A 23,798-nucleotide genomic window follows, 5' to 3' on the forward strand; every position below is an offset into this window, starting at 1 on the left:
CGGGCCGTACCGCACACCGGCTCAGGAGAGCAGCGCCTCCAGCCGCCGGTTCACCGCCGCGAGCGTGGCCCGCACGACCGCCTGCCGAGGATCCCCGGCCACCAGCGCCGAACCGGCCAGCTGCTCCACCCAGCCGTCGCAGACCAGCAGCACCACCACGGTGGCGACCTCGCAGTTGCCGAACGGCACCACGGCGGCGTGCTCCACGAAGCACCGGCCGTGGTCGCCGGCCGGAACGCCCCGGCCGAGCAACTCGTCCACCGCGGCGGCGGCGGCCACCGCGCAGAGCCGCAGCACGTACCCGTCGACCGCCGGCCCGGTCGCGTGCCCCTCGGCCGTGCGGTCGCCCGCGACCAGGCGGACCTCGGTGGTGGCGTCCAGGCCGAACGTGCTCACCAGGACGTGCTCGATCACCACCCGGGGCCCCGGCACGCCGCCGGTGTCCAGCGGTCGCGACGGCGCGGTCTCCGTCGTGGTCATCTGACCACCGGAGTACGACGTCCCGAGCGTCACCGGGCTGCCGGTGGACATGCCGGTCGGCGCGGCGGCCAGCGACGTCTCGTCGACGGCGGCGCGCCCCCGGTGGGTGGCCTGCCGGCGGCGGCGCGGCGGCTCGTCGGCGTCGCCGGGCGCCTCGGCCGGACGCGTGGCGCGGTCCGCACCGAACCGCGCGTCACCGGAGCGGTTCGCGGCCGGACGGATCACACCGGTCCGCGCCGGCATCTCGTCGCCGCCCGTCTCGTCACCGTTGCGGGCCTCGACAGGCTCGGACTGCGCGGCGCGGGCCTCGACCGGCGGCGGCTGCGTGCCGGGTGCCCGGTTCTCACCCGTACGCGGCTCACCGGCGCGCTCCAGCCGGGCCGAGCGGCGGCGCAGCGGGGCCGGCGGCGGCACGGCGGGCGCGCCGGGCAGGTTCTGCGGGGCGGCGGCCAGGCCCATCCGCTCCTGGAGCAGCCGGGCCACCAGGCGGCTCACCTCGGCCGGGTCGGCGCCGTCGGCCAGGTCGAGCCGAAGGCTGTGCGCGCCGGCCGGGGTGCGGCGCAGCGCGGCGTCGCGTACGCCCGCCACCTCGCGGACCGCGTCGAGGATCGCGTTGACGTCGAAGCCTTCCGGCCGCTCCCGCAGGGGCGCGGGTTCGTCGTCGCGGCGCAGGTGGGTGGCGATGCGGGCGAGTTCGGGGGTCTCGGCGGACGGTTCCACTGCCGGTGGCTCCGGCACGACGGGCACGTCCGGTTCCGAGGGGACGCGCTGCGGCAGCACGGGGGACGGTTCCTCCGGTCGGGGCTCGGCGACCGCGTCGGCGGCCGGCACCGGTTCCGGTGCGGACCGGCGGGCCGCGTAGGGAGGGGCGCTCGTCGGGTGGGGCGCGGGGGTGGGGTCGAACCGCGGCGGGCCGCTCGTGGCGGGCACGTCCGAGGTCGGCGGGGCGGGGACGGCCGCCTCCGTGGGGGCGTATCCACCAGCCTGCGCGGGCGGGGCGCCGGCCACCGGCGGCGCGCCGGGTGCGGGCGGGGCACTCGTCGGCGGGGGGCCCGGGGGCGTGATCAGCGGGGCGACCGGCACCGGCGGCCCGGCCCAGGAGGGCCGCTCGTAGCCGTGCGGCGGTTCGGCGTCGCCCCGGGCCAGCCGGAACGGCCGGGTCGCCTCGAGCGTCGGCTCGGGCGCGGCGGGCGGCTCGTAGCGGCGGGCCGGCTCCGGCCCGGCACCCGGCTCGTACGGCCGGGACGCCTCGGGCTCGGCGGGCGGCGGGTACTGCCGCGTCGCCTCGGGGCCGGGGGCCGGTTCGGCACGCAGCGGCTCGTACGGCCGTACCGGCTCGGGCCGGGGTGGCTCGTAGGCGGCGGGCGGCTCGACGCGGGCCGGCTCGTACGGCCGCACCGGCTCGGGCGCCCACTCGGCCGCGCGGTCCTCGCGGGCGGTGCGGTGGGCGGCGCTGTCGTCCTCCCACTCCCGGCGCTCGGCGGCGGGCTCCTCGGCCCGGCGGGCCGGCGGCTCCTCCGCTCCCCGGGCCGGTGGCTCCTCGGCCCGGCGGGCCGGTGGCTCGTCGGTGCGGGCCCACGGCGGGGCCCAGCCGTCACCCCAGCTCGGGCGGTTCCAGGACGGCCCGGACCAGTCCGGTTCGGCGGCCCTCGGGTCGTCGCCCGCCGGCGGGTCGGCGGCGGCCCGCGGCTCGGCGCCGGTCGCCCGGCCCTCGGGCGGGTGCGCCTCGCCCGGTGCGTGCTCCGCCCGGTTCGCGGCCGGGGGCGGGGTGACCGGCCGGTCGGCCCAGCCCCGGGACAGCGACGGGGCGGATTCGGTGTTGGGCGCGTGGAAGCCCGGCGGCACCTCGAACCCGGAGGCGGCGGCGCCGACCGGCGGGACCTGGAGCGCCGGTGGCGCGGAGGTCGGCCCGCTCTCGGCCCAGCGCGGGGCCCGGGCGGCCGGGTCGTCGGCGGCGTGCCGGGAACCGGCGGTCTCCCCCGGGTCGGTCGGCTGCTCGATCGTCGGCGCCGGGCGCGGGGCCGGCACGGCCAGCCGTTCGCCGTCGGTGGGCCGGGGCGGCTCGTCCGCGGGCGGGGCACTGACCGGCGCCTGGCGGGTCACTGGCGACTCCTCCCCGGCGTGGTGCACGCCGTTGACGTGACGGCCGTTGACGCGGCCCGGTTCCGGCGCGGAGTGGCCGGGCAGCGGGGCCGGCAGGTCGCCGTGCCGGGGCGAGGAGGCGGCCCAGCCGCCGAGGTCGCCGTAGGGCCAGCCGCCGGGCGCCGGGGCACCGCGGGACCAGCCGTTCGGCGGGGGCGCCCAACCGCCGCCGGTACGGGCCGGGTCGTCCTGCCGGCCCGTCCCGTCGCCGTGCTCTCCCGGGGTGGCGGCTCCGGGTTGCCCTGTTTCACTCACCGCGCGCTCCTTGGTCGCCCCCGCTGAGGCTACCGTGTGGTGACAGTGGCGATAAGTTACAGCGGCGGGCCAATTCCGCGACGGGTTCACGAACCCGGACCGGTTCGGGTGATACGTGCCGGCTCGTACGCAGATACTCGGAGGATCCGATGACCGCAGTGGGGAACGGTGCACAGACCGCCGGTCGGCCCACCCGCCTGCCCCGCTCGGCGCGCCGTAAGCAGCTGCTCGCCGCCGCTCAGGAGGTGTTCGTCGCGCAGGGCTACCACGCCGCCGCGATGGACGACATCGCCGAGCGGGCCGGTGTCTCCAAGCCGGTGCTCTACCAGCACTTCCCCGGGAAGATGGAGCTCTACCTCGCACTGCTGGACACGCACTGTGACGCGATAGTGGCAAATGTGCAGGAGGCGATGAGCGGCACCAACGACAACAAGGAGCGCGTCGGCGCCGCGGTGCGCGCGTACTTCGACTTCGTCGACCACGAGAGCGAGGCGTTCCGGCTGGTCTTCGAGTCGGACCTGCGCAACGACCCGGCGGTGCGGCAGCGGGTGGAGCGGGTCGAGCAGGGCTGCATCGCCGCGATCACCGACACGATCATCTCGGACACCGGGGTCAGCCGCTCGCATGCCGAACTGCTCGCCTCGGGCCTGGTCGGCGCCGCCGAGACGGCCGCCCAGTTCTGGCTCGCCGGCGGCCGCCAGGTGCCCAAGGCGGAGGCCGAGGCGCTGGTCGCGGCCCTGTCCTGGCGGGGCATCGCCAGCTTCCCGCTGCAAGGTGAGTCAGCCTGAACATCGGGCCACCGGATCGGATAGCCTTCCCACGGTGGCTTTTTCGCCCCAGTTGAGGAGGCACAGTGGAGGTCAAGATCGGCGTGCAGTACGCGCCGCGGGAGCTGGTCCTGGAGAGCGCGCAGTCGCCGGCCGAGATCGAGCAGATCGTGACCGACGCCTTCGCCAAGAGCGAGGGCACGCTCTCCCTGACCGACGAGAAGGGCCGGCGCGTGATCGTTCCGGTCGGCAAGGTCGCCTACGTCGAGATCGCCGAGGCGTCGCCCCGCGCGGTCGGGTTCACCGTTCGCTGATTCCCGCGGCACCGGCCGCCGTGGCGGGCCTCCCCGCCACGGCGGCTCAGTTGTTCAAGCCGACTGCTGTCATCCGCGCGGTGTGCGCCTCGGTCAGCCGGCGCAGCAGCCCCGGCACGTCCCCGCCGGTCCGCCCGATCAACGCGACGAGCGCGCCCCGGTCGGCGGCGGCCACCCGGCCCGCCTGGGACAGCGCCTCACCGAGCAGCCGCCGCGCCCACATCGACAGCCGCCCGGCCGCCCGGGGATCGGCCTCGATCGCGGCCCGGATCTCGGCCGCGGCGAACTCGGCGTACCGGGAGTCGTGCAGCACGTCCAGCAGCAGCGTCCGGTCCGGCTCGTCCAGGCCGTCGGCGATCCCGCGCAGGAAGTCGTCGGTGATCGCGTCGCCCACGTACGCCTTCGTCACCGCCTCCGCCCAGTCCCGCGGCTCGGTCGAGTCGTGGTACGCCCGCAGTGCCTCGACGTAGGGGGCCATCGCCTCCTCCGGGGTGACGCCGCAGGCGACGAGCCGGTTGGTGAGCCACCTGTAGTGCGCGATCTCGGTGGCGGCCATCTCGCTGAGCGCGGCGCGGCGGCGCAGGTCGGGTGCGAGGCGCGCGTCGGCGGCGAGGCGGTCGAAGGCGAGCAGTTCGCCGTAGGCGACGAGCCCGAACAGGTCGGCAGCGGCGGGGTCGGGGGCGGACACGAACGCAGGCTACCGGCGTCACTGATGTGACTCAAGTCACAACAATTCGCCCCGCGCGCACGGCCACCACCTGGGAATCGGGACGACTCAGGGACCGTTCAGGTACGATGAGACAGTTGCCGTGGGCACCGAATCGGTCACTTGCTGATCAACGCCGGTCCCCGACGCGCGTGCGGCCCGGTCCGGCTCGGCGAATTCGCCCCTGACCGCGTGGCCCGCGCCATACCGATCGCGCCCTGAGGACTTGAGGGGCGCACCACGAGAGGGCACCCCCAAATCCATATGAGCGAGCAGATTTCCGGCCAGCCACTGGCCCCCACCGCCCCGGTCCCCCCGGAGGCACCCACGTTCGCCGCGCTCGGCGCGCGGCAGGAGACCGTCGAGGCGCTGGCCGCCGCCGGTATCACCCGCGCCTTCGCCATCCAGGAGTACGCGCTGCCGATCGCGCTGCGCGGCGTCGACCTGATCGGGCAGGCGCCGACCGGCACCGGCAAGACGCTCGGCTTCGGCATCCCGCTGCTGGAGCGGGTGTTCGCCCCGTCCGAGGGCAGCGACGGCGTGCCCCAGGCACTCGTCGTCGTACCGACCCGCGAGCTGGGCATCCAGGTCGCCAAGGACCTCGACGCCGCGGGCCGTACCCGGGGTGTCCGGGTGCTGCCGATCTACGGCGGCGTGGCGTACGAGCCGCAGATCGAGGCGCTCCGCAAGGGCGTCGAGATCCTGGTCGGCACCCCGGGCCGCCTGCTGGACCTGCAGAAGCAGAAGCACCTGCGGCTCGACCGGGTCCGCGCGCTCGTCCTCGACGAGGCCGACCGCATGCTCGACCTGGGCTTCCTGGACGACGTCGAGAAGATCCTGGCGATGCTGCCGGAGGATCGGCAGACCATGCTGTTCTCGGCCACCATGCCGGACCCGATCGTCACGCTGTCCCGGCGCTTCCTGCGCCGGCCGGTGACGATCCACGCCGGGCACACCGCCGAGACCGGTCCGTCGCCGCAGACCAAGCAGCTCGCGTACCGCACGCACTCGCTGAACAAGGTCGAGATCGTGGCGCGCATCCTCCAGGCCGAGGGTCGCGGGCTGACCATGATCTTCACCCGTACCAAGCGGGCCGCCGACCGGGTCGCCGAGGACCTCGACTTCCGCGGGTTCGCCGTCGCCGCCGTGCACGGTGACCTCGGCCAGGGCGCGCGTGAGCGGGCGCTGCGGGCGTTCCGGGCCGGCAAGATCGACACGCTGGTCGCCACCGACGTGGCCGCCCGGGGCATCGACGTCACGGGCGTCACACACGTGATCAACTACGACTGCCCCGAGGACCAGGACACCTACACCCACCGCATCGGCCGTACCGGCCGGGCCGGGGCCACGGGCTCCGCTGTGACGTTCGTCGACTGGGACGACATGCCCCGCTGGCGGATCATCGACAAGACGCTCGGGCTGGACATGCCCGAGCCGCCGGAGACGTACCACACCTCCGCGCACCTCTACACGGACCTGGACATCCCGACGGACGTCAGCGGCACGCTGCCGACCGCCGAGCGCACCCGGGCCGGCCTGTCCGCCGAGGTCGAGGAGGACCTGGGCGGCGGCAGCCGGTCGCGCCGGGGCGCGCGGCGCGGCGACAGCCGGGGCCGCGAGCGCGGCGACCGTGACCGCGGTCGTGGCCGTGGCCGGGGTGGCGAGGACGGTTCGTCCGCCGGTTCGACCCCCGCGCAGGCCGACGCCGGGGACGACGAGGCCCCGCGTACGCCGCGTCGGCGCCGCCGCCGCCGGGCCGGCGAGACGGTGGCCGGTGAGCCGACCGCGGTGATCGGCACCGAGGGCACGGCCGAGGCCGCCGCCGCACCGCAGGCCGCGGAGGGTGAGGCGGCGAGCAAGCCGCGTCGCCGCCGCCGTCGTCGCAGCGGCAGCACCGGCGCGCCCGCCGAGGCCAGCAACGCCGACTGACGAACACCACGGAAACGGCCTCCCGGACCCCGGTCCCGGAGGCCGTCCCCATCCCCGCCCCTCCCACTCGCCCGCTCCCTCACTCCCCACTGCGACGATCATGAAGTTGGCGGTGGCGCGCACGGCGTGTCGCGCCGTCAACTTCATGATCGCCGGGCCGGGTGTCCCCCGGGCGGGCGGCGGTGGGGCCAGGAAAGGTAGGTACTGATGCCGGAAGCGCTGGACTCGGCGCTCGCCGAGGTGCGGGCGCTGCTGCTCGCGCCGGGGCTGACCCGCGCGGTCGCCGCCGGGCGCCGTCGCGGGCAGCGTCCCTCGGTGGTACGCGCGGAGCTGCGCCCGGTCACGCTGAAGGCCGGCCCCCGGTTGCAGATCGCCGTCTCCGACGGATCACGGCCGCACACCCGCAACGTGGCACCGGGTACGGAGGCCGGCGCGGCGGTGGACGAACTGCTCGCCGAGCCGTTCGGCAACTGGCACGTCGAGACAGCCGACGCGACGCTCCAGCTCCGGGTGACCAAGTCCGGCGAGGCGCAGGTGCACCGCGCGGCGGCCAGCCGTCCGGCCGCCGAGCCGGGCGGGCACGACCGGGCCAAGGAGTGGCTGCTCGACCCCGGCGACCCCCTGTTCCGGGAGATCGGCGGCTCGGCTGCCAAGCGCCGCCAGGTCGACGCGTTCCTGCGCGCACTGGCGGCCACGTTGCCCGACGACCTCACCGGCCCGCTGCGGGTGGTGGACCTGGGCTGCGGCAACGCGTACCTGACCTTCGCCGCCTACCGCTACCTGGTGCAGCGCGGCCTGGACGTGACGCTCGTCGGGGTGGACGTGCGCGAGGACCAGCGCCGCCGCAACACCGAGCTGGCCGATCGGCTGGGCTGGGCCGACCGGGTCGGGTTCGTGGCCGGCACCATCGCCGAGGCGCCCGTCGACCCGGCGCCCGACCTCGTGCTAGCGCTGCACGCCTGCGACACCGCCACCGACGAGGCGCTGGCCCGGGCGGTGCGCTGGGGCGCCCGCTGGGTGCTTGCCGCGCCCTGCTGCCACCACGACCTGGCCGCCCAGCTCCGCGCCGGTCAGGCGCCCGCGCCGTACGAGCTGCTGACCCGCCAGGGCATCCTGCGGGAGCGGTTCGCCGACGTGCTCACCGACTCACTGCGGGCCGCGCTGCTGCGTCTGCACGGCTACCGCGCCGAGGTGGTGGAGTTCGTCGACTCCCAGCACACGCCGCGCAACCTGCTCATCCGGGCACGGCGGACGGCGGGCGCGCCCACCGACGGGCAGCGCGCCGAGTATCGCGAGTTGATCGGCCAGTGGGGTGTCACGCCCCGGCTGGAGACGCTGCTGGCCGAGGCGCGCTGAACCGAGGCGCGCTGAGGAGCGCCGAGCGCGGCGGTCCTACCGCCCGCGCTCGCCCCGGTTGCGGTCGCCCCGGTCCAGCACCGACACCCGCTCACCGCGGTTCGATGCCCGCTCGCCGTCGTGCGACGCGCTCGGAAACGGCACCACCTTCCCGGCATGCTCGGCGTTGCCGGCGGCGGCGAAGGCGTTCCACGAGATGTCCACGAGCATCCGCTTCAGCTCGGCGTGCCGGAGGGCGGCGTTGCGCTGCAACGCCATCCGCGCTCCCAGTACCACCGAGGCCAGCGTGGTGCAGATGGCACCGGTCGCGGCGATCAGGTGTACCCCGGTCGCGTCGCCTCCGCGTACCGCCAGCACCAGCAGCCAGATCCAGAAGCCGAGAGCGAACAACGCGGCCTTGGCCACGAAGAAGAGGCTCACCGCGCCGGGGCGATGCGGTACGGGACGGTCCGGCTCGGCCATGCTTCTCCTCCATCGATTCCCAGGGTTTCCTCAGCCTATTACCCGAAGTGCATTACCCGAAGCAGGCTTCCGCAGTCGTCGAGTCTCGCCGACAGGACCTCCGGACCGATCAGTCAGTTACTTCTCCGGCCCGGCGTACTAGGCTCGGGGCGCGAGCCGGGCCACCGGAGGAGGGGGACAGATCCACCAGGGATGGGTTCCGCAGACGTTTCGCCACAGATGGCCTTCGCGCGCTTCGTACGCCGGGCCATCGACGCCGCGCGCGAGGAGCGCGGCTGGACGGTGACCGACCTCGCCACCCACACCGGTGTCGGCCGTTCCACTGTGTTCCGCTGGCTGGCCGGCGACTGGCAGGACTACCCCGAACTCGCGAAGGTCCGCGGCTTCTGCGCCGCCCTCGACCTGCCGGTGGCTGCGGCGTTCCGCGCGCTGGGCCTGCCCGACGCCGGCCCGGTGCCCCGCCGCCGGGGTGCCGAGGACGGCCCGGTGGAGGCCGACGTGCGCGTCATCCTGGATCGGCTCGCCGACCCGAACGTGCCCGCCGAGGAGAAGCACCACATCCGCGACCTGCTCCGCTACCTGGCCCGCCGACCGGTCCGCCGGGCCGGCTGAGCGCCGGGCGGGCGACGGGGCTACGGGGGCTCAGGGCACCGTCAGCGTGAACTCGGCGGTCCGCACCACGCCGCCGACCTGGAAGTCCAGGAACATCCGGTAGCTACCCGGCCCCGGCGCGGTCAGCCAGAACGTCACGTCGTCGCCGTCGCGCACCGGCTCCGGGTGCACGTGCAGGTAACCCAGGTCGCCCTCGCGCAACGCCACCAGGTGCCCGTACGCCCCGAGGTACGGCTCCAGCGCCGCCGCCGCGCCGTCCGCGCCGGTGACCCGGAACCGCAGCGGCACCGACTTCCCCACCTCCGGCGTGCCCGCGTACCCGACGCTGAATCCGTCGACGGTGGCCGACGTGGCGGCGGCGGGCAGCGGCCGGGGCCGGTACGCCCCGGACGCGGTCAGGTCGGCGCCGAGCACCACGGCGACCTGGCGGCCGTCGTCGGCCACCGCGGTGAAGTCCGCGTACATCCGCCAGGGGCCCGCGCCCGGCGCCGTGATCGGGACCGACCAGGTGCCGTCGGCGGCCATCGTCGGGTGCAGGTGCCGGTAGCCGCTGAGGTCACGCCGGACCATGATCACGTGCATCGGCTTGTCGTGCACGACGGCGAACCGGGTGACCGCCCGGCGCTGGTCGTCGCGGATCTGGAAGCGCAGCTCACCGGCGCGGTCCGCGACCAGCTCGGTCGACGGCACCAGCGTGTAGCCGGACGAAGTGATCGACAGCCCGGTCGCGCCGTCGCCGCCGCCCTGCGTGACGGTGGCGCCGTCGTGCGTGTGGGCGCCGGTGCCGGGTGAGTGGGCGTGCGCGCCGCCGTCTGCGCCGCCCGTGGCGACCCCGGCCGTGGCGCCTGCGGGCCGGGCCGGGCCGGCCGGCGCGTTCATCCGCCCGAGACCGAAGCCGAGCAGCACGGCGAGCACCAGGCCGCCCACCACCAGGGCCAGCCGCAGCGTCTCCCGGTCGACGGCGACGGGCCCGGCCGCCCCGGCCGAACCACTCGCGCCGTTCCCGGCCAGCGCCGCGTCCCGGGCCAGCGCCGCGTCCCCGGGCTGCGCAGCGGGAGCGTCGGAACCGGCCTCGGAGTCGTCGGGGACGACGCCGGTGCCGGACGTGACGGACGACGACTCAGGCACCGCCGCCGACCAGCTCGTAACCCGCCTCGTCCACAGCGGCACGCACGGACTCGACGGGCAGCGGCGCCGCGCTGGTGACAGTGGCGGTGCCGCTCGTCAGATCGATCCGGACCTCGTCGACGCCGGGCAGCGCGGACAGCTCCTCGGTCACCGCCTTGACGCAGTGTCCGCAGGTCATCCCGGTCACGGTGTACGTCTGGACGACGGGTCGCTGCTCGGTCATGACCCCACGGTACCGCCGCCCGGGTGCGGGCCCGACGACGGTCCGCCGACGGTGGTGACGCTCGCATTCCGCCCGGCCCGGGAACTTTCCGCGCCGGCCGGGAACCCGCCACGCACCGCCGGGAACCCGCCCGCGGCCGGACGGGTCAGCCGGCCACCGCGAGCGCCAGCGGCAGCACGTCCGGAGCACCGGCCCGGCGCAGCAGCCGCGCCACCATGCCCATCGTCCAGCCCGAGTCGACCAGGTCGTCCACCAGCAGCACCGGCCCGTCCAGCCCGGCCAGCGCGCCGGCCAGATCGTCGGGCAGCTGGAAGGCGTCGTGCAGCGCGCGTACCCGCTGGGCGCTGTTGCCGCGCGGCCCGCCGCCGCCAGGCCCGGCCGGGACGACGTGGCCGAGCAGCGGCAGCCGGCCCACGGCGGCGATCCGCTCGGCCAGCGAGCCGACCAGCAGCGGGCGCGTCCGGGAGCCGACCGCGACCACGACCGCCGGTCGCCGGGGCCACGGGTCGTCGCCGTGCGCCCACGCCTTCAGCACCTCGACCACGGCGGCCACCACGTCGTCGGGCACCGGGCCGTCCGGCGCCTCCGGCCCGACCAGCCCGCGCAGCCGCCCGCCCCAGCCCAGGTCGGACAGGCGCCCCACGGCCCGGCCGGGCAGCGCCTGCTCCGCCGGGGGGATGCGGCCCTTCAGGGGTACGCCGACCGACTCCAACCCGGTCGGCCAGAGCTTCTTGGGCGGGATCGGCACGCCGGGGCGCCCGAGGAACGTCTGCGCGGCGGTCAGCGCCTGGTCGGACACGGTGGCGTCGAACAGCGGGCCGGCGCAGTTGTCGCACCGGCCGCAGTCGGCCGCCCCGCTGTCGTCCAGCCCTTCCCGCAGGTAGCGCATCCGGCAGGCGGACGTCGAGGCGTACTCCCGCATGGCCCGCTGCTCGGCGGCGCGCGCGTCGGCGACGCGCCGCAACCGGGCCTCGTCGTAGACCCAGGGCTCGCCGGTGGCGAGCCAGCCGCCGCGCACCCGGCGGACCGCGCCGTCCACGTCGAGCACCTTGAGCATCAGCTCCAGCCGGGCCCGGCGCAGGTCGACCACCGGTTCGAGGGCCTGGGTGGAGATCGGCCGCTCGGTGTCCAGCGCGGCGAGCACGGCGCGGACCTGCTCCTCGGGCGGGAAGGCGAGCGAGGCGAAGTACCGCCAGATCGCCGCGTCCTCCACGCCCGGCAGCAGCAGCACCTCGGCGTGCTCGACGGCGCGGCCGGCGCGGCCGACCTGCTGGTAGTAGGCGATCGGCGAGGGCGGCGCGCCCAGGTGCACGACGAAGCCCAGGTCGGGCTTGTCGAAGCCCATGCCCAGCGCGCTGGTGGCGACCAGCGCCTTGATCTTGTTGTCCAGCAGGTCCTGTTCGGCGGCCCGCCGGTCGGCGTCCTCGGCCTGCCCGGTGTAGGAGGCGACCGACCAGCCCCGGCCGCGCAGGAAGTCGGCAGTCTCGGTGGCCGCCGCGACGGTGAGCGTGTAGACGATGCCCGAGCCGGGGAGCCGGTCCAGGTGGTCGGCCAGCCAGGCCAGGCGGTGGGCCGGGCTCGGCAGATCGAGTACGCCGAGGCGCAGCGACTCCCGGTCCAGCGTGCCGCGCAGCACCAGGGCGTCACCGAGCTGCTCGGCCACGTCCTGCGTGACGCGGGCGTTGGCGGTGGCGGTGGTGGCGAGCACCGGCGTGTGCTCGGGCAGGTTGGCCAGGAACGTGCGCAGCCGCCGGTAGTCCGGCCGGAAGTCGTGCCCCCAGTCGGAGACGCAGTGCGCCTCGTCGACCACGAGCAGCCCGGTGGTGGCGGCGAGCTTCGGCAGTACGCCGTCGCGGAAGTCCGGGTTGTTCAGGCGTTCCGGGCTGATCAGCAGTACGTCGACGGCGCCGGCGTGGATCTCGGCGGTGATCTGGTCCCACTCGTCCAAGTTCGCCGAGTTGATGGTGCGCGCCCGGATGCCGGCTCGGGCGGCGGACTCGACCTGGTTGCGCATCAGCGCCAGCAGCGGCGAGACGATCACCGTCGGCCCGTGCTGGTTCCCCTCACGCAGCAGCGCGGTCGCCACGAAGTAGACGGCCGACTTGCCCCAGCCGGTGCGCTGCACGCAGAGCACCCGCCGCCGGTCGACCACCAGCGCCTCGATGGCACGCCACTGGTCCTCGCGCAGCCGGGCGTGGTCGCCCGCCAGCCGTCGCAGCACCGCCTCGGCGCGCTCCCGGACGGCCATCCGATCCTGGCTCATCCGGCATTTCTACCAGGGAGGGCGGACGACTCCGGCGGGCCGGACGGCGACGTGGGCGCCGGTGCGGGCGTCGGCGTGGGCGTCGGTGCGGGTGGCAGGAAGATCAGCAGCTCGCGCAGCGAGTCCGTCGCCGCCGCCGGCAGCAGGCACCGTGCGGCCAGCTCCTCCATCGACGTGTACGGGCCGCGCATCCGCCGGTCGACCACCACGTGCTGCGCCTGCGACCGGGTCAGTCCCGGCAGCCCGGCGATCACCTGGTCCGGCACCGAGTTGACGTCCACCAGTCCGCCGTCGTCGTACGCGCGGGGCAGGTCGGGGCGCCCGATGCGCAGGTCGTCCCGGGCCGACGGGTACTGGTAGAGCAGGTAACGGGCGTACTCCCGGCGCAGCCGGTTGCGGTCGGCGTAGGGCCGCCCACGCCAGAGGCCGCGCAACCAGGTGAGCAGCCGGCCGTTGAGCAGCACCACGTGCGGGACGCCCGCCGCCCAGGTGGTAAGCCAGATCACTATCAGGGTGGCCTCGGGTCCGCTGACCTCCTCGGTCTCGCTGCTGCCCAGGACCACCACGAACGTCACGGCCACGGTCAGGTAGTAGATCGCGGCGGCGACGCTGCCCCAGCCCCGGCGCCAGACCCCGTAGAGCAGCACCACCAGCCACGTGAGCATGCCGAACGAGAACAGGGCGACGAGCGCGCCGCCCACAGTCGCGACGACGCTCAACCAGCCGGGCACACCGGATGGACGCCGGGACGGCGGCACGGGGCCGATAAGCGGCGCGACAGGGGGCGAGACCCAGGGCGGCAGGCCGGTCGGCGACTCACCGGGCGGTGGCGGCGGAAACGGACCACCCGGCTGCGCCGAGACGGTGAACTGCACCGGAACGGTGAGCTGAGCCGAGACCGTGGGCTGGGCCGGCGCGGCGGGCTGGGGCGGGCTCTCGGCCGGGCCGGTGGGCAGCGGCCGGGCCGGTGCCTCGGCGGGGGCCGGAAGCGGCTCCGGGCCGCCCGCCCACCTCTCGCCGGGTCCGGCCGGACGACGCGGCGCCTGAGCCAGGAGGTCCGGGTCGGCGCGCAGGATGCGCCGGTGCAGATCCTGGAGCGGCTCGCCCGGCTCGATGCCGTACTCGTCGCGGAGCAGCCCGGCGTAGTCGCGGTAGGCGGCCAGCGCCTCGGCCTGCCGTCCACTGCGGTGCAACGCCAGCATGAGCTGGTGGCGCAGCCGCTCCCGGACCGGGAACTCGGCGACCAGCTCGACCAGCCGGCCGACCAGCTCGCCGTGCCGGCCGTCGGCCAGCTCCAGGTCGACACGCGTCTCCAGGGCGACCGCGCGCATCTCCACCAGCCGGTGCCGGGCCGCGTCGAAGTACGGCCCGGCGAACCCGGTGAACGGTTCTCCCTGCCACAGCTCCAGCGCGGCGCTCACCTCGGCGAGCGCCTCCTCCGTACGCCCGGCCGCCTGGGCCGACCGCGCACGCCGTACGCCGCGCTCGAAGCGCACCACGTCCACCGCCTCGGGCGGCACCCGCAGCAGATAGCCCGCGTCGGTGAGGGTGAGCACCCGGGCCGGCGTACGCGGTGACCGGTCGGGTTCCAGCACCCGGCGCAGACCGGCGACGTGCTTCTGCACCACGTTGAGGCCGTTCACCGGTGCTTCGTCCGGCCAGACCGCCTCGACGATCTGCCCGCTCGGCACGGGACGGCCGGCGGCGAGCAGCAGCACGGCCAGTACGGCCCGCTGCTTGGCCGGCCCCAGATCGAGCTGACGGTCGGCGCACCAGGCCCGCTGCGGGCCGAGCACTTCGAAGCGCAGCGCCTCTGACATGCGAGTTTCCGCCCCCGTGTCGCCTGCCGGCACCCACTGTGGCCGACGGCAGTCGGACGGCAGCATATCGGCAGCGATGCCGCCGTGACGTCTGACGATACTTACCCGGCAACAATCACCTGGGAAAGTGAGTCGAACACCATGACGCAGCGATTCGGTTTCGCCGGCAACCTCCGGCGGATCGCGGCTCTCGCGACGGCCGTGCTGGCCACCACCGTCCTGTCCGCGGGGTGCGGGACCGGGGACGCCTCCGAGGGCGCCGGACCGGCGCCGAGCCCGTCGGCCGACCCGAAGGCCGCGCTGCTGGCCGCCGTGCCGGACGAGAAGGACCCGGCCTTCCGGTTCTCCACCATCGAGGGCACCGAGAAGTTCGACGGGCTGGTCGACCCGGCGGCGCGCGGCGTGGAGCTGACCGTGTCGGAGAAGGACCCCGAGTTCACCATGGGAATGACCTTCCGCGTGATCGAGGACGACATCTGGGTGCGCGTCAAGATCACCGGCATGCCCGGCCTGCAGGAGGCGATGAAGCTGCCGAAGCGCTGGATGCTCCTGGACCGCACGAAGCTCGACGACGCCTCGGAGGTGCCGGTCTACCAGAACGCCGACCCGGCCAACACGGCCGCTGTCATCCGGACCGCCGAGACGGTCGAGGATCGGGGCAACGGCACGTACGGCGGGTTCGCCGACCTGACCGCCAACGCCGACATCCGCGAGAACTTCAGCACGGTGGACGTGGCCGCGCTGGGTGAGGCGGCGAAGAAGGTGCCGTTCACGGCCGTGGTCGGGCCGGACGGGAACCTCACGTCGCTGACCCTGGACGTGCCGGCCGCCGGCAAGACGAAGGCGATGAAGCTGGTCGCCAAGTACTACGACTTCGGCAAGGCGCCGAAGCTCACCGCGCCGACGGGTTCGCAGGTGCAGAAGGCGCCGGCGTCGGCGTACGAAATGCTCAACGGCTGACCACGACGTACGCGAAGGGGCGGTGGCCACACGGGGGGCCGCCGCCCCTTCCACGTGTCAGCGGCCGAGCACGGAACCGCCGTTGACGCCGAGCACCTGTCCGGTGACGTACCCGGCGGACGGGCCGACCAGGTAGCGCACCGCCGCCGCGATGTCGTCCGGCACTCCGGCCCGGCCGACGAGCGTGGCGGCGACCCGCTTAGCGTGGCCCTCGGGCGTCATCCGGTCGCCGAAGAACTCGGTCTCGGCCACGTAGCCGGGGCTGACCACGTTCACGGTGATCTGGTCCGGCCCGAGCTGGGCGGCCAGGTCGTAAGCCCAGCCGTGCAGCGCGGCCTTCGCCGCCGAGTACGGCCCGGCGCCGCCGCGCTGTGCGGCGATCGAGCTGAGCAGGACCACCCGGCCGCCGGGGCGGCGCAGGGCGGGCAGGAGCGCCTCGGTGAGCAGGACGGCGGTCAGCACGTTGGCGTCCAGGGTGGCCCGCCACCAGTCCGCCACCCCGCCGAGCGAGTCGGTCGACCCGCCGAGGTAGCCCCCGGCGTTGTTGACGACGGCGTCCACGGCACGGTCCCCGACCGCGTCCACCACCGCGGCGACCTGCCCCGGATCGGTCAGGTCGGCGACGACAGGCGTGACCGCCCCGTCCCGTCCGCTCTCGTCACCGATCCGCCGCGCGGCGGCTTCGAGCACGTCACCCCGCCGCCCCACCACGAGAACGTCGAACCCGTCCTCGACGAGCCCACGCGCCACCGCGGCCCCGATCCCGGTCCCACCCCCACTGACAACCGCAAGCCGCCGCAGCTCCCCCATGAGGTCTCTCCCCTCCCCTTCCCCGCTCTCCCCGTTGATCAAGGACTTTGGGTCATCCTAACCGCGGCATCAGGACACAAACTCCTTGATCAACGGGGTGAAGGGAGGGGGATGGGAGCCGTCAGCGAGGGCGGCGGAGGGCCGTCAGGACGGGGGTCAGGCGGGAGCGGAGGCTGGCCAGGCCGCCGGGGAAGAAGTAGACGGCCAGGATGAACACCGTGCCCAGGACGAACAGGGGCTGGCTCAGCGGGTGACTCAGGAACGCCGGGAGGGCGTTCACCGCGTCGCTGCTGCCGAACGCGGTGAGCCGGTGGTCCAGGTACATGTAGAGGACGCCGCCCAGCACCGGCCCCCACCGCGTACCGGGGCCGCCGAGCACCACCATGACCAGCAGCGACAGCGTCAGCTCCGACGACGTGATGTGCGGGCTGGCGCCGCCGACGATCAGCACGTACACCACCCCACCGGCCGACGCGAGGCCGCCGGCCAGCGTGAACGCGACCAGCTTGAACCGGTACGGGTCGAGCCCGAGCACCCCGATCCGCCGCTCGTCGTCGCGCAGACCGGCCAGCACCCGCCCGGTCGGCGAGGCGCTGACCCGGTGCACCACGAGGACCACTATGGCCAGGTACGCGAGCGCCAGCCAGTACAGGTTCACCGTGTTGGTGACGCCCACCAGGGCAGCCGGCAGCCCCGACACGTCCAGTGGCAGGCCCTCCTCGCCACCGGTGAGGCCGCCGAAGTCGCGGGCCACCAGGATCGCCCCGACCTGCGCGAACGCCAGCGTCACCATGGCGAACGCGATGCCCACCGTCCGCAGGGCCACCGCGCCGAGCAGCGCGGCGAGCGTGGTCCCGCCGATCACCGTGAGCACTGCCGCCTGCCACAGCGGCAGCCCGGCCTTGGTGACCAGGATGTCGGTGCCGTAGACCCCGGCGGCGAAGTAGAGGGCGTGGCCGAAGGAGAGCATCCCGGTACGCCCGAACAGCAGGTCGTAGCCGGCCGCGAGCCCGCCGAACACCAAGCAGATGGCGAGCAGTTGCAGCGTGCCGGGCGAGTTCAGCGGCCCCTCGAAGATCCCGGGCAGGTGCAGCGTGGAGTACGGCAGCACGGCCGCCACCACCAGGGCCACCAACGGCAGGTACGGACGCAGGCCGTGCCAGCGGGAACGCCCGGGGGTCAGTTCGTCGGGCACCTGCGCCGGAGGCGCGTCGACCACCGAGTTGGTCATGCGTGAGCCACCTTTCCGGCCAGGCCCTGCGGACGCAGCAGCAGCACCACGGCGAGCAGACCGACCACGCACAGGTCGCCCAGCCCGGACGTGCCGTAGTAGTTGACGAACTGTTGCAGCAGCCCCACCGCGACCGCCGCGTACGCGGACCCGACCACCGAGCCCATCCCGCCGATCACCACCACGATGAACGCGAAGATCAGCAGTGAGCCGCCCTGCCCCGGCGAGACGGTGCCGAAGTAGACGCCACCGAGCGCGCCGGCCAGCGCGGCGGCGGCCCCGCCGATCGCGAAGACCAGCGTGAACGCCTTGCGCACGTCGATGCCGAGGGCTGTCACCATCTCCCGGTTCTCCACGCCGGCCCGGATGATCAGGCCGTACCGGGTCCAGCGCAGGAACGCCAGCAGCGCCCCGAGCACCACAGCGGCGGCGACGATCAGCAGCAGCCCGGCGTTCGGCACCTGGGCGCCGAGCACCGATGTCACGCCCCGGCTCCAGTCCGGTCGCGGGAACGGCCGCGGGTCGGCGCCCCAGGTGGCCTGGAGCAGCGCCACCCCGGCGAGCGACAGGCCGACGGTGACGAGCACCTGTTCGATGGTGCGGGAGTAGAGCGGCCGGATCAGCACCAGCTCCACCAGCACCGCGACGAGCGAACCGGCCAGCACACCGAAGACGACAGCCAGCACGAACCCGAACCCGTCCGGTCCGGCGCCGGGCAGGTTGCCCGAGGCCCACCAGGTCGCGTACGCGCCGACGCCGAGGAACAGCCCGTGCGCGAAGTTGAGCACGTCGGCGAGGCCGAACACGAGGGACAGGCCGGAGGCCACGAGGAAGTAGAGCGCCGCCAGGCCCAGCCCGGTCAGCGTCAACAGGACCACCGTGTTCACGCGTGCACCTCCCCGGAGCCAGAACCCACACCGAGCAACGACTTCGTCAGCGCCGTCTCCAGCAGCAGCTCGCGGGCGTCGCCGGTCCAGGCGACCTTGCCGGCGGAGAGCACCACCGCGTCGGTCGCCAGCCGCCGTACCACCGCCAGGTTCTGCTCGACCAGCAGCACCGGCACGGATTCCGCGACCCGTTCCAGCACCTCGGCCACCTCGGTCACCACCTTCGGTGCCAGCCCTTTCGTCGGCTCGTCGACAAGCAGCAGCCGGTTGTCGTTCAGCAGCACCCGGCCGATCGCGAGCATCTGCTGCTGCCCGCCGGACAGCGAGCCGGCCCGTTGCCGTCCGCGCCGCTCCAGCTCCGGGAAAAGAGCGAAGACCTTGTCGTACGCGGGCGTGACGCCCCGCCGCTCGGCCAGCCGCAGGTTCTCCGCGACGGTGAGCGCGGCGAAGACGCAGCGGTCCTCCGGCACGTAGCCGAGGCCGTCGCGGACCAGCCGGTGAGTGGGGCGGGCCAGCAGGCTGCGCGCTCCCATGCGTACGCTGCCGCGCACCTCGCCGCCGCGCGGCGTCAGCCCGACGATCGCGCGCAACGTGGTGGTCTTGCCGACGCCGTTGCGCCCGAGCAGCACCGTGACGCCGGTGGGCGCGACCTCGAACGACACCCCCTGGAGGATGTGCAGCCCGGCGATCCGCACGGACAGGTCCGCCACGGACAGGACAGGTTCCGCCATTAGAGCGCCTCCCCCAGGTACGCCTCCTGCACGGTGGCGTTCGCCATCACCGTGTCCGGGGTGTCGCACGCCAGCAGCGCGCCGTGGTGCATCACGGCGATCCGGTCGGCCAGTTCCAGGATCACGTCCATGTGGTGTTCCACCATGAGCACCGCCCGGCCGCTGTCGCCGGTCAACGACTTGATCACGCTGACCAGCTCGGGCACGTCCTCGGCGCTCACCCCGGCCATCGGCTCGTCCAGCAGCATCACCCGGGGCTCACCGGCGAGCAGCAGCGCGATCTCCAGCTTGCGCTTCTCGCCGTGGGCAAGGGTGCCGGCGAGCGCCGTACCCCTGTGGTGCAGGCCGACCCGGTCGAGTGCCGCGTCGGCGGCGGCGGCCACCTCCCGGTCGGCCGCCGCCCGCCGCCACAGCTTCATCGAGCCACCCCGGTGTGCCTGTACGGCGAGCCGGACGTTCTCCCGCACGCTCAGCGAGCCGAAGACCGAGGACGCCTGGAAGGTACGCCCCAGTCCGAGCCGGGCACGCCGGTGCGGCGGGAGCGCGGTGATGTCCGCGCCGTCCAGCAGGACCGTGCCCTCGGTGGGCCGGCGCAGGCCGGTGATCAGGTTGAACAGGGAGGTCTTGCCGGCGCCGTTGGGCCCGATCACGCCGAGGAACTCCCCCGGCGCCAGATCGAGGTAGACGGAGTCGACGATGGCGACCTCACCGATCCGCCAGGTCAGACCGCGGGTGGCGAGCACGGGTCAGCCCTTCATCTGCGCGACCGGCGGCGCGCTCTCGTCACCGGTGAGCGACTTCTGCGCGGTCGCCGTGAAGGCGGTGCCGCTGCCGGAGAGCTTCGCCTGGTACATCGGCTGGAGCAGGGCGTGGTCCTCGGCGCGGATCTTCATGGTGCCCTTGACGCCCTCGAACTCCCAGCCCTCCAGCGCCTTGACCATCTTCTCCACGTCGTCGCCGCCCTCCTGCACCGCGCGGACGACCATCTGCGCGGCGGCGAACCCGTCCGGGTGGAACAGGTCGAGCGTGCCGCCCGGCACCTTCGCCTTCGCGGCCTTGGCGGCCTCGGTGTCGCTCGCCCCGTCGAAGTAGTGCGACAGGAACGAGATCTTGCTGCCGGCCGCGCCGAACGTCGGCCACGAGGCGCGGATGTCCAGGCCGGTGACGACGGTGGTGGAGGCGAGGACGCCCTGCTGGTCGAGCGTCTGCCACATGGCGCCGGCGGTGGTGCCCGCCCAGGCGACGAAGAGCAGGTCCGGCTTGGCGGCCTTGATCTGGCTGGCGAACGGCGTGAACTCGGTGGCGCTGGCCGGGGCCCGGACGCTGCTCACGTTCGCACCGGCGCCGCCGATGACGGCCTTGACGGCGGCCTCGTTCGCGTCGCCGAACGCGCCGTCCTGCGCGAACACGACGACCTTCTTGCCGCCCGCGTCGCCGATGAACGACCGGGCGGTCACCACGTCCTGCCACGACTGCCGGCCGGAACGGAACGTGTACTTGTTCGCGCCGGTCACCGCGTCCGTGGCGGCCGGGCCGGAGATGAACAGCACCTTGTTCTGCGCGGCGATCGGCGCCACCTGGAGCGCCACCCCGGAGGAGGTGGACCCGGCGATGATCTTCGTACCCTTGCCGATCAGGTCCTTCGCGGCGGACACGGCCTTGGCCGGGTCGCCCGCGTCGTCGGCCTCGGTCACCTCGATCGTGCGGTCACCGACCTTGCCGGTGCCCTTCGTGGCGAAGTCGAGGCCCGCCTTGAAACCCTCGATGTACTGCTTGCCGTAGCTGGCGAGCGGCCCGGACTGGGAGTAGACCAGACCGACCTTGACCGGGGCGGCATCGCCGCCGCCGGATGCGGTGTCCTGCGGGCTGCCACAGGCCGTGGCGGCCAGAGCGACCGCCACCGAGGTGGCGGCGGTAAGGAACACCCGTCGCGTGTGCCGGATCGTCATTGCGACTCCAGGTGAGGACAGGGGGAATGTCAGTTGTCGGCTCACGCTAGAAGTGACGTCACCCACGGGCTATGTGGTCGGCGCACACAAGTCCCCGGGACGGGGTGGCCGCACGTTACAACGCCGGACATCGCCACGTAACCGCACCGACCCGGGATGGCCGTACCCACCACGCACGCCGCGCCGGGAATGTCGCCCCACGCCATCGCGCCCCGCTCACCGCCCGCCGCAGTCCCCGTCGTGGTCGGCCGCCCGTGCGCATCGTCGGCCACCGCCGCGCGGGCGGTCGCACCAGACCCAGTGGCGTACGGACTGCTCGTCCTCCCGCGACACGGTGGTCCCGGCGCGCTCCACGTCGGCCAGGAACCCGAGCGCCCGGCAGATGGCCCGCGCGAACCCCCGCGCGCCGTCGAGGTCGGCCGCGAGAATCGGCAGGTGTACGACGAACCGCTCCCGGCTCACCGCTGCGCGCCCGGGGTGAATCGGGACTGCCAGCTCTTGAGCGCCGCCTTGATGCGCGTGTTCTCCTCGGCGTACCGGGACGCGTCACGCCGGGCCAGCGCCAGGTCACCGGCCACCCGGTAGAGGAAGGCGTGCACCTCCGCCGGGTCGAGCCCGTGCCGCACCGTGCGGAACCTCCGCTCGCGGATCTGCCCGACGCTCAGCGGCCGGCACGAGTCCGAGCGGTACCAGCCCTGGTTCGGCGGGCCGCCCTTGCCACGTCGCCGGGATGGCTGGAACAGGTTGAGCACGTTACGCACGCCGATCCTCCTCACCGAGCCGTGGAGGCGGCCCACCCGCAGACAGGGGACGCGGGCGGGCCGCCGACCCCGAGACCGCAGCCCGTTCGGCGGTACGACCCCGGAGCCCAATCCGGGTCCGACACCCGAGGTTTGCCGAACCAACCGGAGCCGGACGCGGGTCAGCCTACCCAAAATACCTGCGTAGGTCGAGCGTCCACATCGGGCTTTCTGCTTGTTGCAGTTACTGGTGTAGGCCCGGCATGATCGGAGGTGCCGAACCGACCGGAGTCCTCACCATGCCTACAGCCGAAGCGCCATATCGTCAGATCGCCAACGAACTCGCCGCAAAGATCAAGAGTGGCGAGTTGAAGCCCGGCGACAAGCTGCCCTCGACCCGTGAACTCGCCGAGGCCTATGGCGTCCACATGAACACGGCGTCCCGCGCTCTCTCGTTGCTGCACGATCGCGAGCTGATCACCGGCCAGCCCGGCCGAGGCACCTACGTAGCCGAACCGCCGGCCTGATCAACTCCACTACGCCGAGGTGGCGGCATCATCCCGCCCGGAAGCAGCCACTTCCCCGAAGTGGCGCCCGCCCCGCACGACAAGCCCCGCCCGCCACCGCCCGCCACCGCCGATCTTGGAGTTGTGGCGCCCAGGATGTCCGGATTAAGGTGCTTCGCGAGGTGCCATAAGTCCAAGATCGGCGAGGCGGCCCCTCCACGGGGAGATCTTGGTACGGAATGGCCCTTGGAGGGGCCGTTTCGTACCAAGATCTCGGGGGCCGCCGAGCGCGACAAAGCACGGCGGGGTGCCCGCCGCTTGCGGCGGGCACCCCGTCACAGGGAAGCAGGGTCAGCGGCCGGCTCGGGCGGCAACCGCCGTGTCGGGGTGGTCGCTGAACACGCCGTCCAGGCCCAGGTCGAAGAACAGCTCGTACTCGGACGTGATGTCACCACGCGCGTTCGGGTCGGTGCCGATCCGGAAGTCCACAGGCAGGAACTGGTTCTCGGCCCGGAACGTCCACGCGTGCACCACCAGCTTCTGCCGGTGCGCGTCCCGGATCACCGACGTCGGCGCGAGCAGCCGTCCGGCGGAGTCCCGGGGCACGATCAGGTTCTTGTTCAGGCCGACGCCGTCGGCGTACCGGGAGATCCAGGCCAGTCCCGCGGGCGTCGCAAGGTCCGCGTAGGTCCGCTTGTCGCCGCCCGCGACGAAGTCGTAGGGCGCGCCGGACCCGTCCATGAGCTGCACCAGCCGTACGTCGATCATCTTGTCGAGCTTGCGCAGGTTGGCGGTCTCGAAGCTCTGCACGAACACCGGGTCGGCGCGGTGGGTGAGCCGGTTGCGGCGCAGCACCGCCACCAGCGGCTCCTCCAGCGGGCGGCCGATCGACGCGAAGTAGGTCGGGTGCTTGGTCTCCGGGTAGACACCGATGGTCCGGCCGCGGGCCTTCGACTCGGTCCGCGCCAGGTCGATGACCTCCTGGAACGTCGGGATCTCGAATTTGCCGTCGAACGCGGTGTTGGCGACCCGCACCTGCGGCAGCCGCTCCTTGGCCCGCAGCGTCTTCAGCTCGGCCAGCGTGAAGTCCTCGGTGAACCAGCCGGTGACTGTCACCCCGTCGATGGTCTTCGTCGCCTTGCGGGCGGCGAACTCGGGGCGGGCGCCCACGTCCGTCGTACCGGAGATCTCGTTCTCGTGCCGCGCGACCAGGACGCCGTCCCTGGTCGAGACCAGGTCCGGCTCGATGAAGTCGGCGCCCTGGCGGATGGCGAGCCGGTAGGCCTCCAGGGTGTGCTCCGGGCGGTAGCCGCTCGCGCCGCGGTGACCGATCACGATCGGCCGCTGAGCCGGGCGGGCCTGCTCGGCGGCGCGGTGGTCGGGGCCGGCCTGGGCGGTCACGGCCGGCACCACCACTGCGGCCGCCGCGAGCAGCGCGCCGGCCACGCCGAGGGCGGAAAGGGTACGTCGCAACGCCGTCTCCTGTCGTCGATGGGTACGCACAGCAGACCGGGCGTGGTTGACCGC

23 protein-coding genes are annotated in these 23,798 nt (G+C 74.0%); 7 read left to right on the top strand and 16 right to left on the bottom strand.

Features of this window, described 5'->3' with window-relative positions; all coding sequences use genetic code 11:
• Window positions 1–21: 21 nt before the first annotated feature.
• A complete protein-coding gene (locus O7546_RS25575; RefSeq protein ID WP_194801465.1) occupies window positions 22–2,877 on the bottom strand; it encodes a hypothetical protein in 2,856 nt (951 codons plus the stop codon).
• A 149-nt stretch (window positions 2,878–3,026) separates the two neighbouring features.
• On the opposite strand from O7546_RS25575, the gene O7546_RS25580 reads away from it, so the two are divergent.
• Window positions 3,027–3,665, top strand: coding sequence for a TetR/AcrR family transcriptional regulator (locus O7546_RS25580; protein ID WP_194801466.1), 639 nt, complete (start codon window positions 3,027–3,029; stop codon window positions 3,663–3,665).
• 65 nt (window positions 3,666–3,730) lie between these two features.
• The gene (locus O7546_RS25585; RefSeq protein ID WP_013288692.1) at window positions 3,731–3,958 is read left to right on the top strand and encodes a DUF3107 domain-containing protein; all 228 of its coding nucleotides are present in this window, start codon (window positions 3,731–3,733) and stop codon (window positions 3,956–3,958) included.
• Between the two features lie 46 nt (window positions 3,959–4,004).
• On the opposite strand, the gene O7546_RS25590 is transcribed toward O7546_RS25585, so the two are convergent.
• Window positions 4,005–4,646 carry a ferritin-like fold-containing protein gene (locus tag O7546_RS25590; RefSeq protein ID WP_281600108.1) on the bottom strand — a complete coding sequence of 214 codons (642 nt, stop codon included), beginning with the start codon at window positions 4,644–4,646 and terminating at the stop codon, window positions 4,005–4,007.
• 282 nt (window positions 4,647–4,928) lie between these two features.
• Between O7546_RS25590 and O7546_RS25595 the strand changes: the two genes are divergently transcribed.
• Window positions 4,929–6,593: a DEAD/DEAH box helicase gene (locus tag O7546_RS25595; RefSeq protein ID WP_194801468.1), complete on the top strand. Its 1,665-nt coding sequence runs from the start codon at window positions 4,929–4,931 to the stop codon at window positions 6,591–6,593.
• 207 nt (window positions 6,594–6,800) lie between these two features.
• Entirely contained in the window at window positions 6,801–7,949 is a 1,149-nt protein-coding gene (locus O7546_RS25600) for an SAM-dependent methyltransferase (RefSeq protein WP_194801469.1), read from the top strand.
• Between the two features lie 36 nt (window positions 7,950–7,985).
• On the opposite strand, the gene O7546_RS25605 is transcribed toward O7546_RS25600, so the two are convergent.
• Window positions 7,986–8,411, bottom strand: a complete 426-nt coding sequence (locus O7546_RS25605; protein ID WP_194801470.1) for a hypothetical protein — start codon at window positions 8,409–8,411, stop codon at window positions 7,986–7,988.
• 192 nt (window positions 8,412–8,603) lie between these two features.
• Here O7546_RS25605 and O7546_RS25610 point away from each other — a divergent pair, with 192 nt between their 5' ends.
• Window positions 8,604–9,023 carry a helix-turn-helix transcriptional regulator gene (locus tag O7546_RS25610; protein WP_026268433.1) on the top strand — a complete coding sequence of 140 codons (420 nt, stop codon included), beginning with the start codon at window positions 8,604–8,606 and terminating at the stop codon, window positions 9,021–9,023.
• Between the two features lie 30 nt (window positions 9,024–9,053).
• Here O7546_RS25610 and O7546_RS25615 read toward each other — a convergent pair whose 3' ends face one another.
• The 4 genes from O7546_RS25615 to O7546_RS25630 form a co-directional block, all read right to left on the bottom strand.
• On the bottom strand, window positions 9,054–10,151 hold the full coding sequence (locus O7546_RS25615) for a hypothetical protein (RefSeq protein WP_281600109.1): 1,098 nt from the start codon (window positions 10,149–10,151) through the stop codon (window positions 9,054–9,056).
• Window positions 10,144–10,374 carry a heavy-metal-associated domain-containing protein gene (locus O7546_RS25620; RefSeq protein WP_013288699.1) on the bottom strand — a complete coding sequence of 77 codons (231 nt, stop codon included), beginning with the start codon at window positions 10,372–10,374 and terminating at the stop codon, window positions 10,144–10,146. The genes O7546_RS25615 and O7546_RS25620 overlap by 8 nt, the downstream gene beginning before the upstream one ends.
• Window positions 10,375–10,519: 145 nt before the next feature.
• A complete protein-coding gene (locus tag O7546_RS25625) occupies window positions 10,520–12,637 on the bottom strand; it encodes a DEAD/DEAH box helicase (RefSeq protein ID WP_269697691.1) in 2,118 nt (705 codons plus the stop codon).
• Window positions 12,634–14,457, bottom strand: a complete 1,824-nt coding sequence (locus tag O7546_RS25630) for a BTAD domain-containing putative transcriptional regulator (RefSeq protein ID WP_281600110.1) — start codon at window positions 14,455–14,457, stop codon at window positions 12,634–12,636. The genes O7546_RS25625 and O7546_RS25630 overlap by 4 nt, the downstream gene beginning before the upstream one ends.
• A gap of 141 nt (window positions 14,458–14,598) precedes the next feature.
• Between O7546_RS25630 and O7546_RS25635 the strand changes: the two genes are divergently transcribed.
• Window positions 14,599–15,417: a hypothetical protein gene (locus tag O7546_RS25635; RefSeq protein ID WP_194801474.1), complete on the top strand. Its 819-nt coding sequence runs from the start codon at window positions 14,599–14,601 to the stop codon at window positions 15,415–15,417.
• A 57-nt stretch (window positions 15,418–15,474) separates the two neighbouring features.
• Here the strand turns inward: O7546_RS25635 and O7546_RS25640 are convergent, their stop codons facing one another.
• The 8 genes from O7546_RS25640 to O7546_RS25675 all read right to left on the bottom strand — a co-directional run bounded on the left by O7546_RS25640 (window position 15,475) and on the right by O7546_RS25675 (window position 21,786).
• Window positions 15,475–16,227, bottom strand: coding sequence for an SDR family oxidoreductase (locus O7546_RS25640; RefSeq protein WP_194801475.1), 753 nt, complete (start codon window positions 16,225–16,227; stop codon window positions 15,475–15,477).
• A gap of 121 nt (window positions 16,228–16,348) precedes the next feature.
• Complete coding sequence (locus O7546_RS25645) at window positions 16,349–17,458, bottom strand: branched-chain amino acid ABC transporter permease (RefSeq protein WP_194801476.1); 1,110 nt, start codon at window positions 17,456–17,458, stop codon at window positions 16,349–16,351.
• Window positions 17,455–18,345, bottom strand: coding sequence for a branched-chain amino acid ABC transporter permease (locus O7546_RS25650; RefSeq protein ID WP_091426567.1), 891 nt, complete (start codon window positions 18,343–18,345; stop codon window positions 17,455–17,457). Before O7546_RS25650 ends, O7546_RS25645 begins: the two co-directional genes overlap by 4 nt.
• Complete coding sequence (locus O7546_RS25655; RefSeq protein ID WP_194801477.1) at window positions 18,342–19,076, bottom strand: ABC transporter ATP-binding protein; 735 nt, start codon at window positions 19,074–19,076, stop codon at window positions 18,342–18,344. Before O7546_RS25655 ends, O7546_RS25650 begins: the two co-directional genes overlap by 4 nt.
• Entirely contained in the window at window positions 19,076–19,819 is a 744-nt protein-coding gene (locus O7546_RS25660; protein ID WP_013288706.1) for an ABC transporter ATP-binding protein, read from the bottom strand. Before O7546_RS25660 ends, O7546_RS25655 begins: the two co-directional genes overlap by 1 nt.
• A 3-nt stretch (window positions 19,820–19,822) precedes the next feature.
• Window positions 19,823–21,025: a substrate-binding domain-containing protein gene (locus O7546_RS25665; RefSeq protein WP_128136766.1), complete on the bottom strand. Its 1,203-nt coding sequence runs from the start codon at window positions 21,023–21,025 to the stop codon at window positions 19,823–19,825.
• A 216-nt stretch (window positions 21,026–21,241) separates the two neighbouring features.
• Window positions 21,242–21,487 (bottom strand): hypothetical protein, encoded by a 246-nt coding sequence (locus O7546_RS25670; RefSeq protein ID WP_194801478.1) that lies wholly within the window; start codon window positions 21,485–21,487, stop codon window positions 21,242–21,244.
• Complete coding sequence (locus tag O7546_RS25675) at window positions 21,484–21,786, bottom strand: DivIVA domain-containing protein (protein ID WP_281600111.1); 303 nt, start codon at window positions 21,784–21,786, stop codon at window positions 21,484–21,486. Before O7546_RS25675 ends, O7546_RS25670 begins: the two co-directional genes overlap by 4 nt.
• A gap of 278 nt (window positions 21,787–22,064) precedes the next feature.
• Here O7546_RS25675 and O7546_RS25680 point away from each other — a divergent pair, with 278 nt between their 5' ends.
• On the top strand, window positions 22,065–22,292 hold the full coding sequence (locus tag O7546_RS25680) for a winged helix-turn-helix domain-containing protein (protein ID WP_064446847.1): 228 nt from the start codon (window positions 22,065–22,067) through the stop codon (window positions 22,290–22,292).
• Between the two features lie 330 nt (window positions 22,293–22,622).
• Here the strand turns inward: O7546_RS25680 and O7546_RS25685 are convergent, their stop codons facing one another.
• Entirely contained in the window at window positions 22,623–23,744 is a 1,122-nt protein-coding gene (locus tag O7546_RS25685; protein ID WP_281600112.1) for a glycerophosphodiester phosphodiesterase, read from the bottom strand.
• Between the last annotated feature and the right edge of the window lie 54 nt (window positions 23,745–23,798).

This window comes from Micromonospora sp. WMMA1976 (assembly GCF_027497335.1).
GTDB lineage: Bacteria > Actinomycetota > Actinomycetes > Mycobacteriales > Micromonosporaceae > Micromonospora > Micromonospora aurantiaca.

Excerpts from the sequence above, each read along its gene's own strand:
- O7546_RS25580 (WP_194801466.1), top strand. The coding sequence starts at position 3,027 with ATGACCGCAGTGGGGAACGGTGCACAGACCGCCGGTCGGCCCACCCGC.
- O7546_RS25595 (WP_194801468.1), top strand. The coding sequence starts at position 4,929 with ATGAGCGAGCAGATTTCCGGCCAGCCACTGGCCCCCACCGCCCCGGTC.
- O7546_RS25600 (WP_194801469.1), top strand. The coding sequence starts at position 6,801 with ATGCCGGAAGCGCTGGACTCGGCGCTCGCCGAGGTGCGGGCGCTGCTG.
- O7546_RS25605 (WP_194801470.1), bottom strand. The coding sequence starts at position 8,411 with ATGGCCGAGCCGGACCGTCCCGTACCGCATCGCCCCGGCGCGGTGAGC.
- O7546_RS25610 (WP_026268433.1), top strand. The coding sequence starts at position 8,604 with ATGGGTTCCGCAGACGTTTCGCCACAGATGGCCTTCGCGCGCTTCGTA.
- O7546_RS25620 (WP_013288699.1), bottom strand. The coding sequence starts at position 10,374 with ATGACCGAGCAGCGACCCGTCGTCCAGACGTACACCGTGACCGGGATG.
- O7546_RS25625 (WP_269697691.1), bottom strand. The coding sequence starts at position 12,637 with ATGAGCCAGGATCGGATGGCCGTCCGGGAGCGCGCCGAGGCGGTGCTG.
- O7546_RS25630 (WP_281600110.1), bottom strand. The coding sequence starts at position 14,457 with ATGTCAGAGGCGCTGCGCTTCGAAGTGCTCGGCCCGCAGCGGGCCTGG.
- O7546_RS25635 (WP_194801474.1), top strand. The coding sequence starts at position 14,599 with ATGACGCAGCGATTCGGTTTCGCCGGCAACCTCCGGCGGATCGCGGCT.
- O7546_RS25640 (WP_194801475.1), bottom strand. The coding sequence starts at position 16,227 with ATGGGGGAGCTGCGGCGGCTTGCGGTTGTCAGTGGGGGTGGGACCGGG.
- O7546_RS25645 (WP_194801476.1), bottom strand. The coding sequence starts at position 17,458 with ATGACCAACTCGGTGGTCGACGCGCCTCCGGCGCAGGTGCCCGACGAA.
- O7546_RS25655 (WP_194801477.1), bottom strand. The coding sequence starts at position 19,076 with ATGGCGGAACCTGTCCTGTCCGTGGCGGACCTGTCCGTGCGGATCGCC.
- O7546_RS25665 (WP_128136766.1), bottom strand. The coding sequence starts at position 21,025 with ATGACGATCCGGCACACGCGACGGGTGTTCCTTACCGCCGCCACCTCG.
- O7546_RS25680 (WP_064446847.1), top strand. The coding sequence starts at position 22,065 with ATGCCTACAGCCGAAGCGCCATATCGTCAGATCGCCAACGAACTCGCC.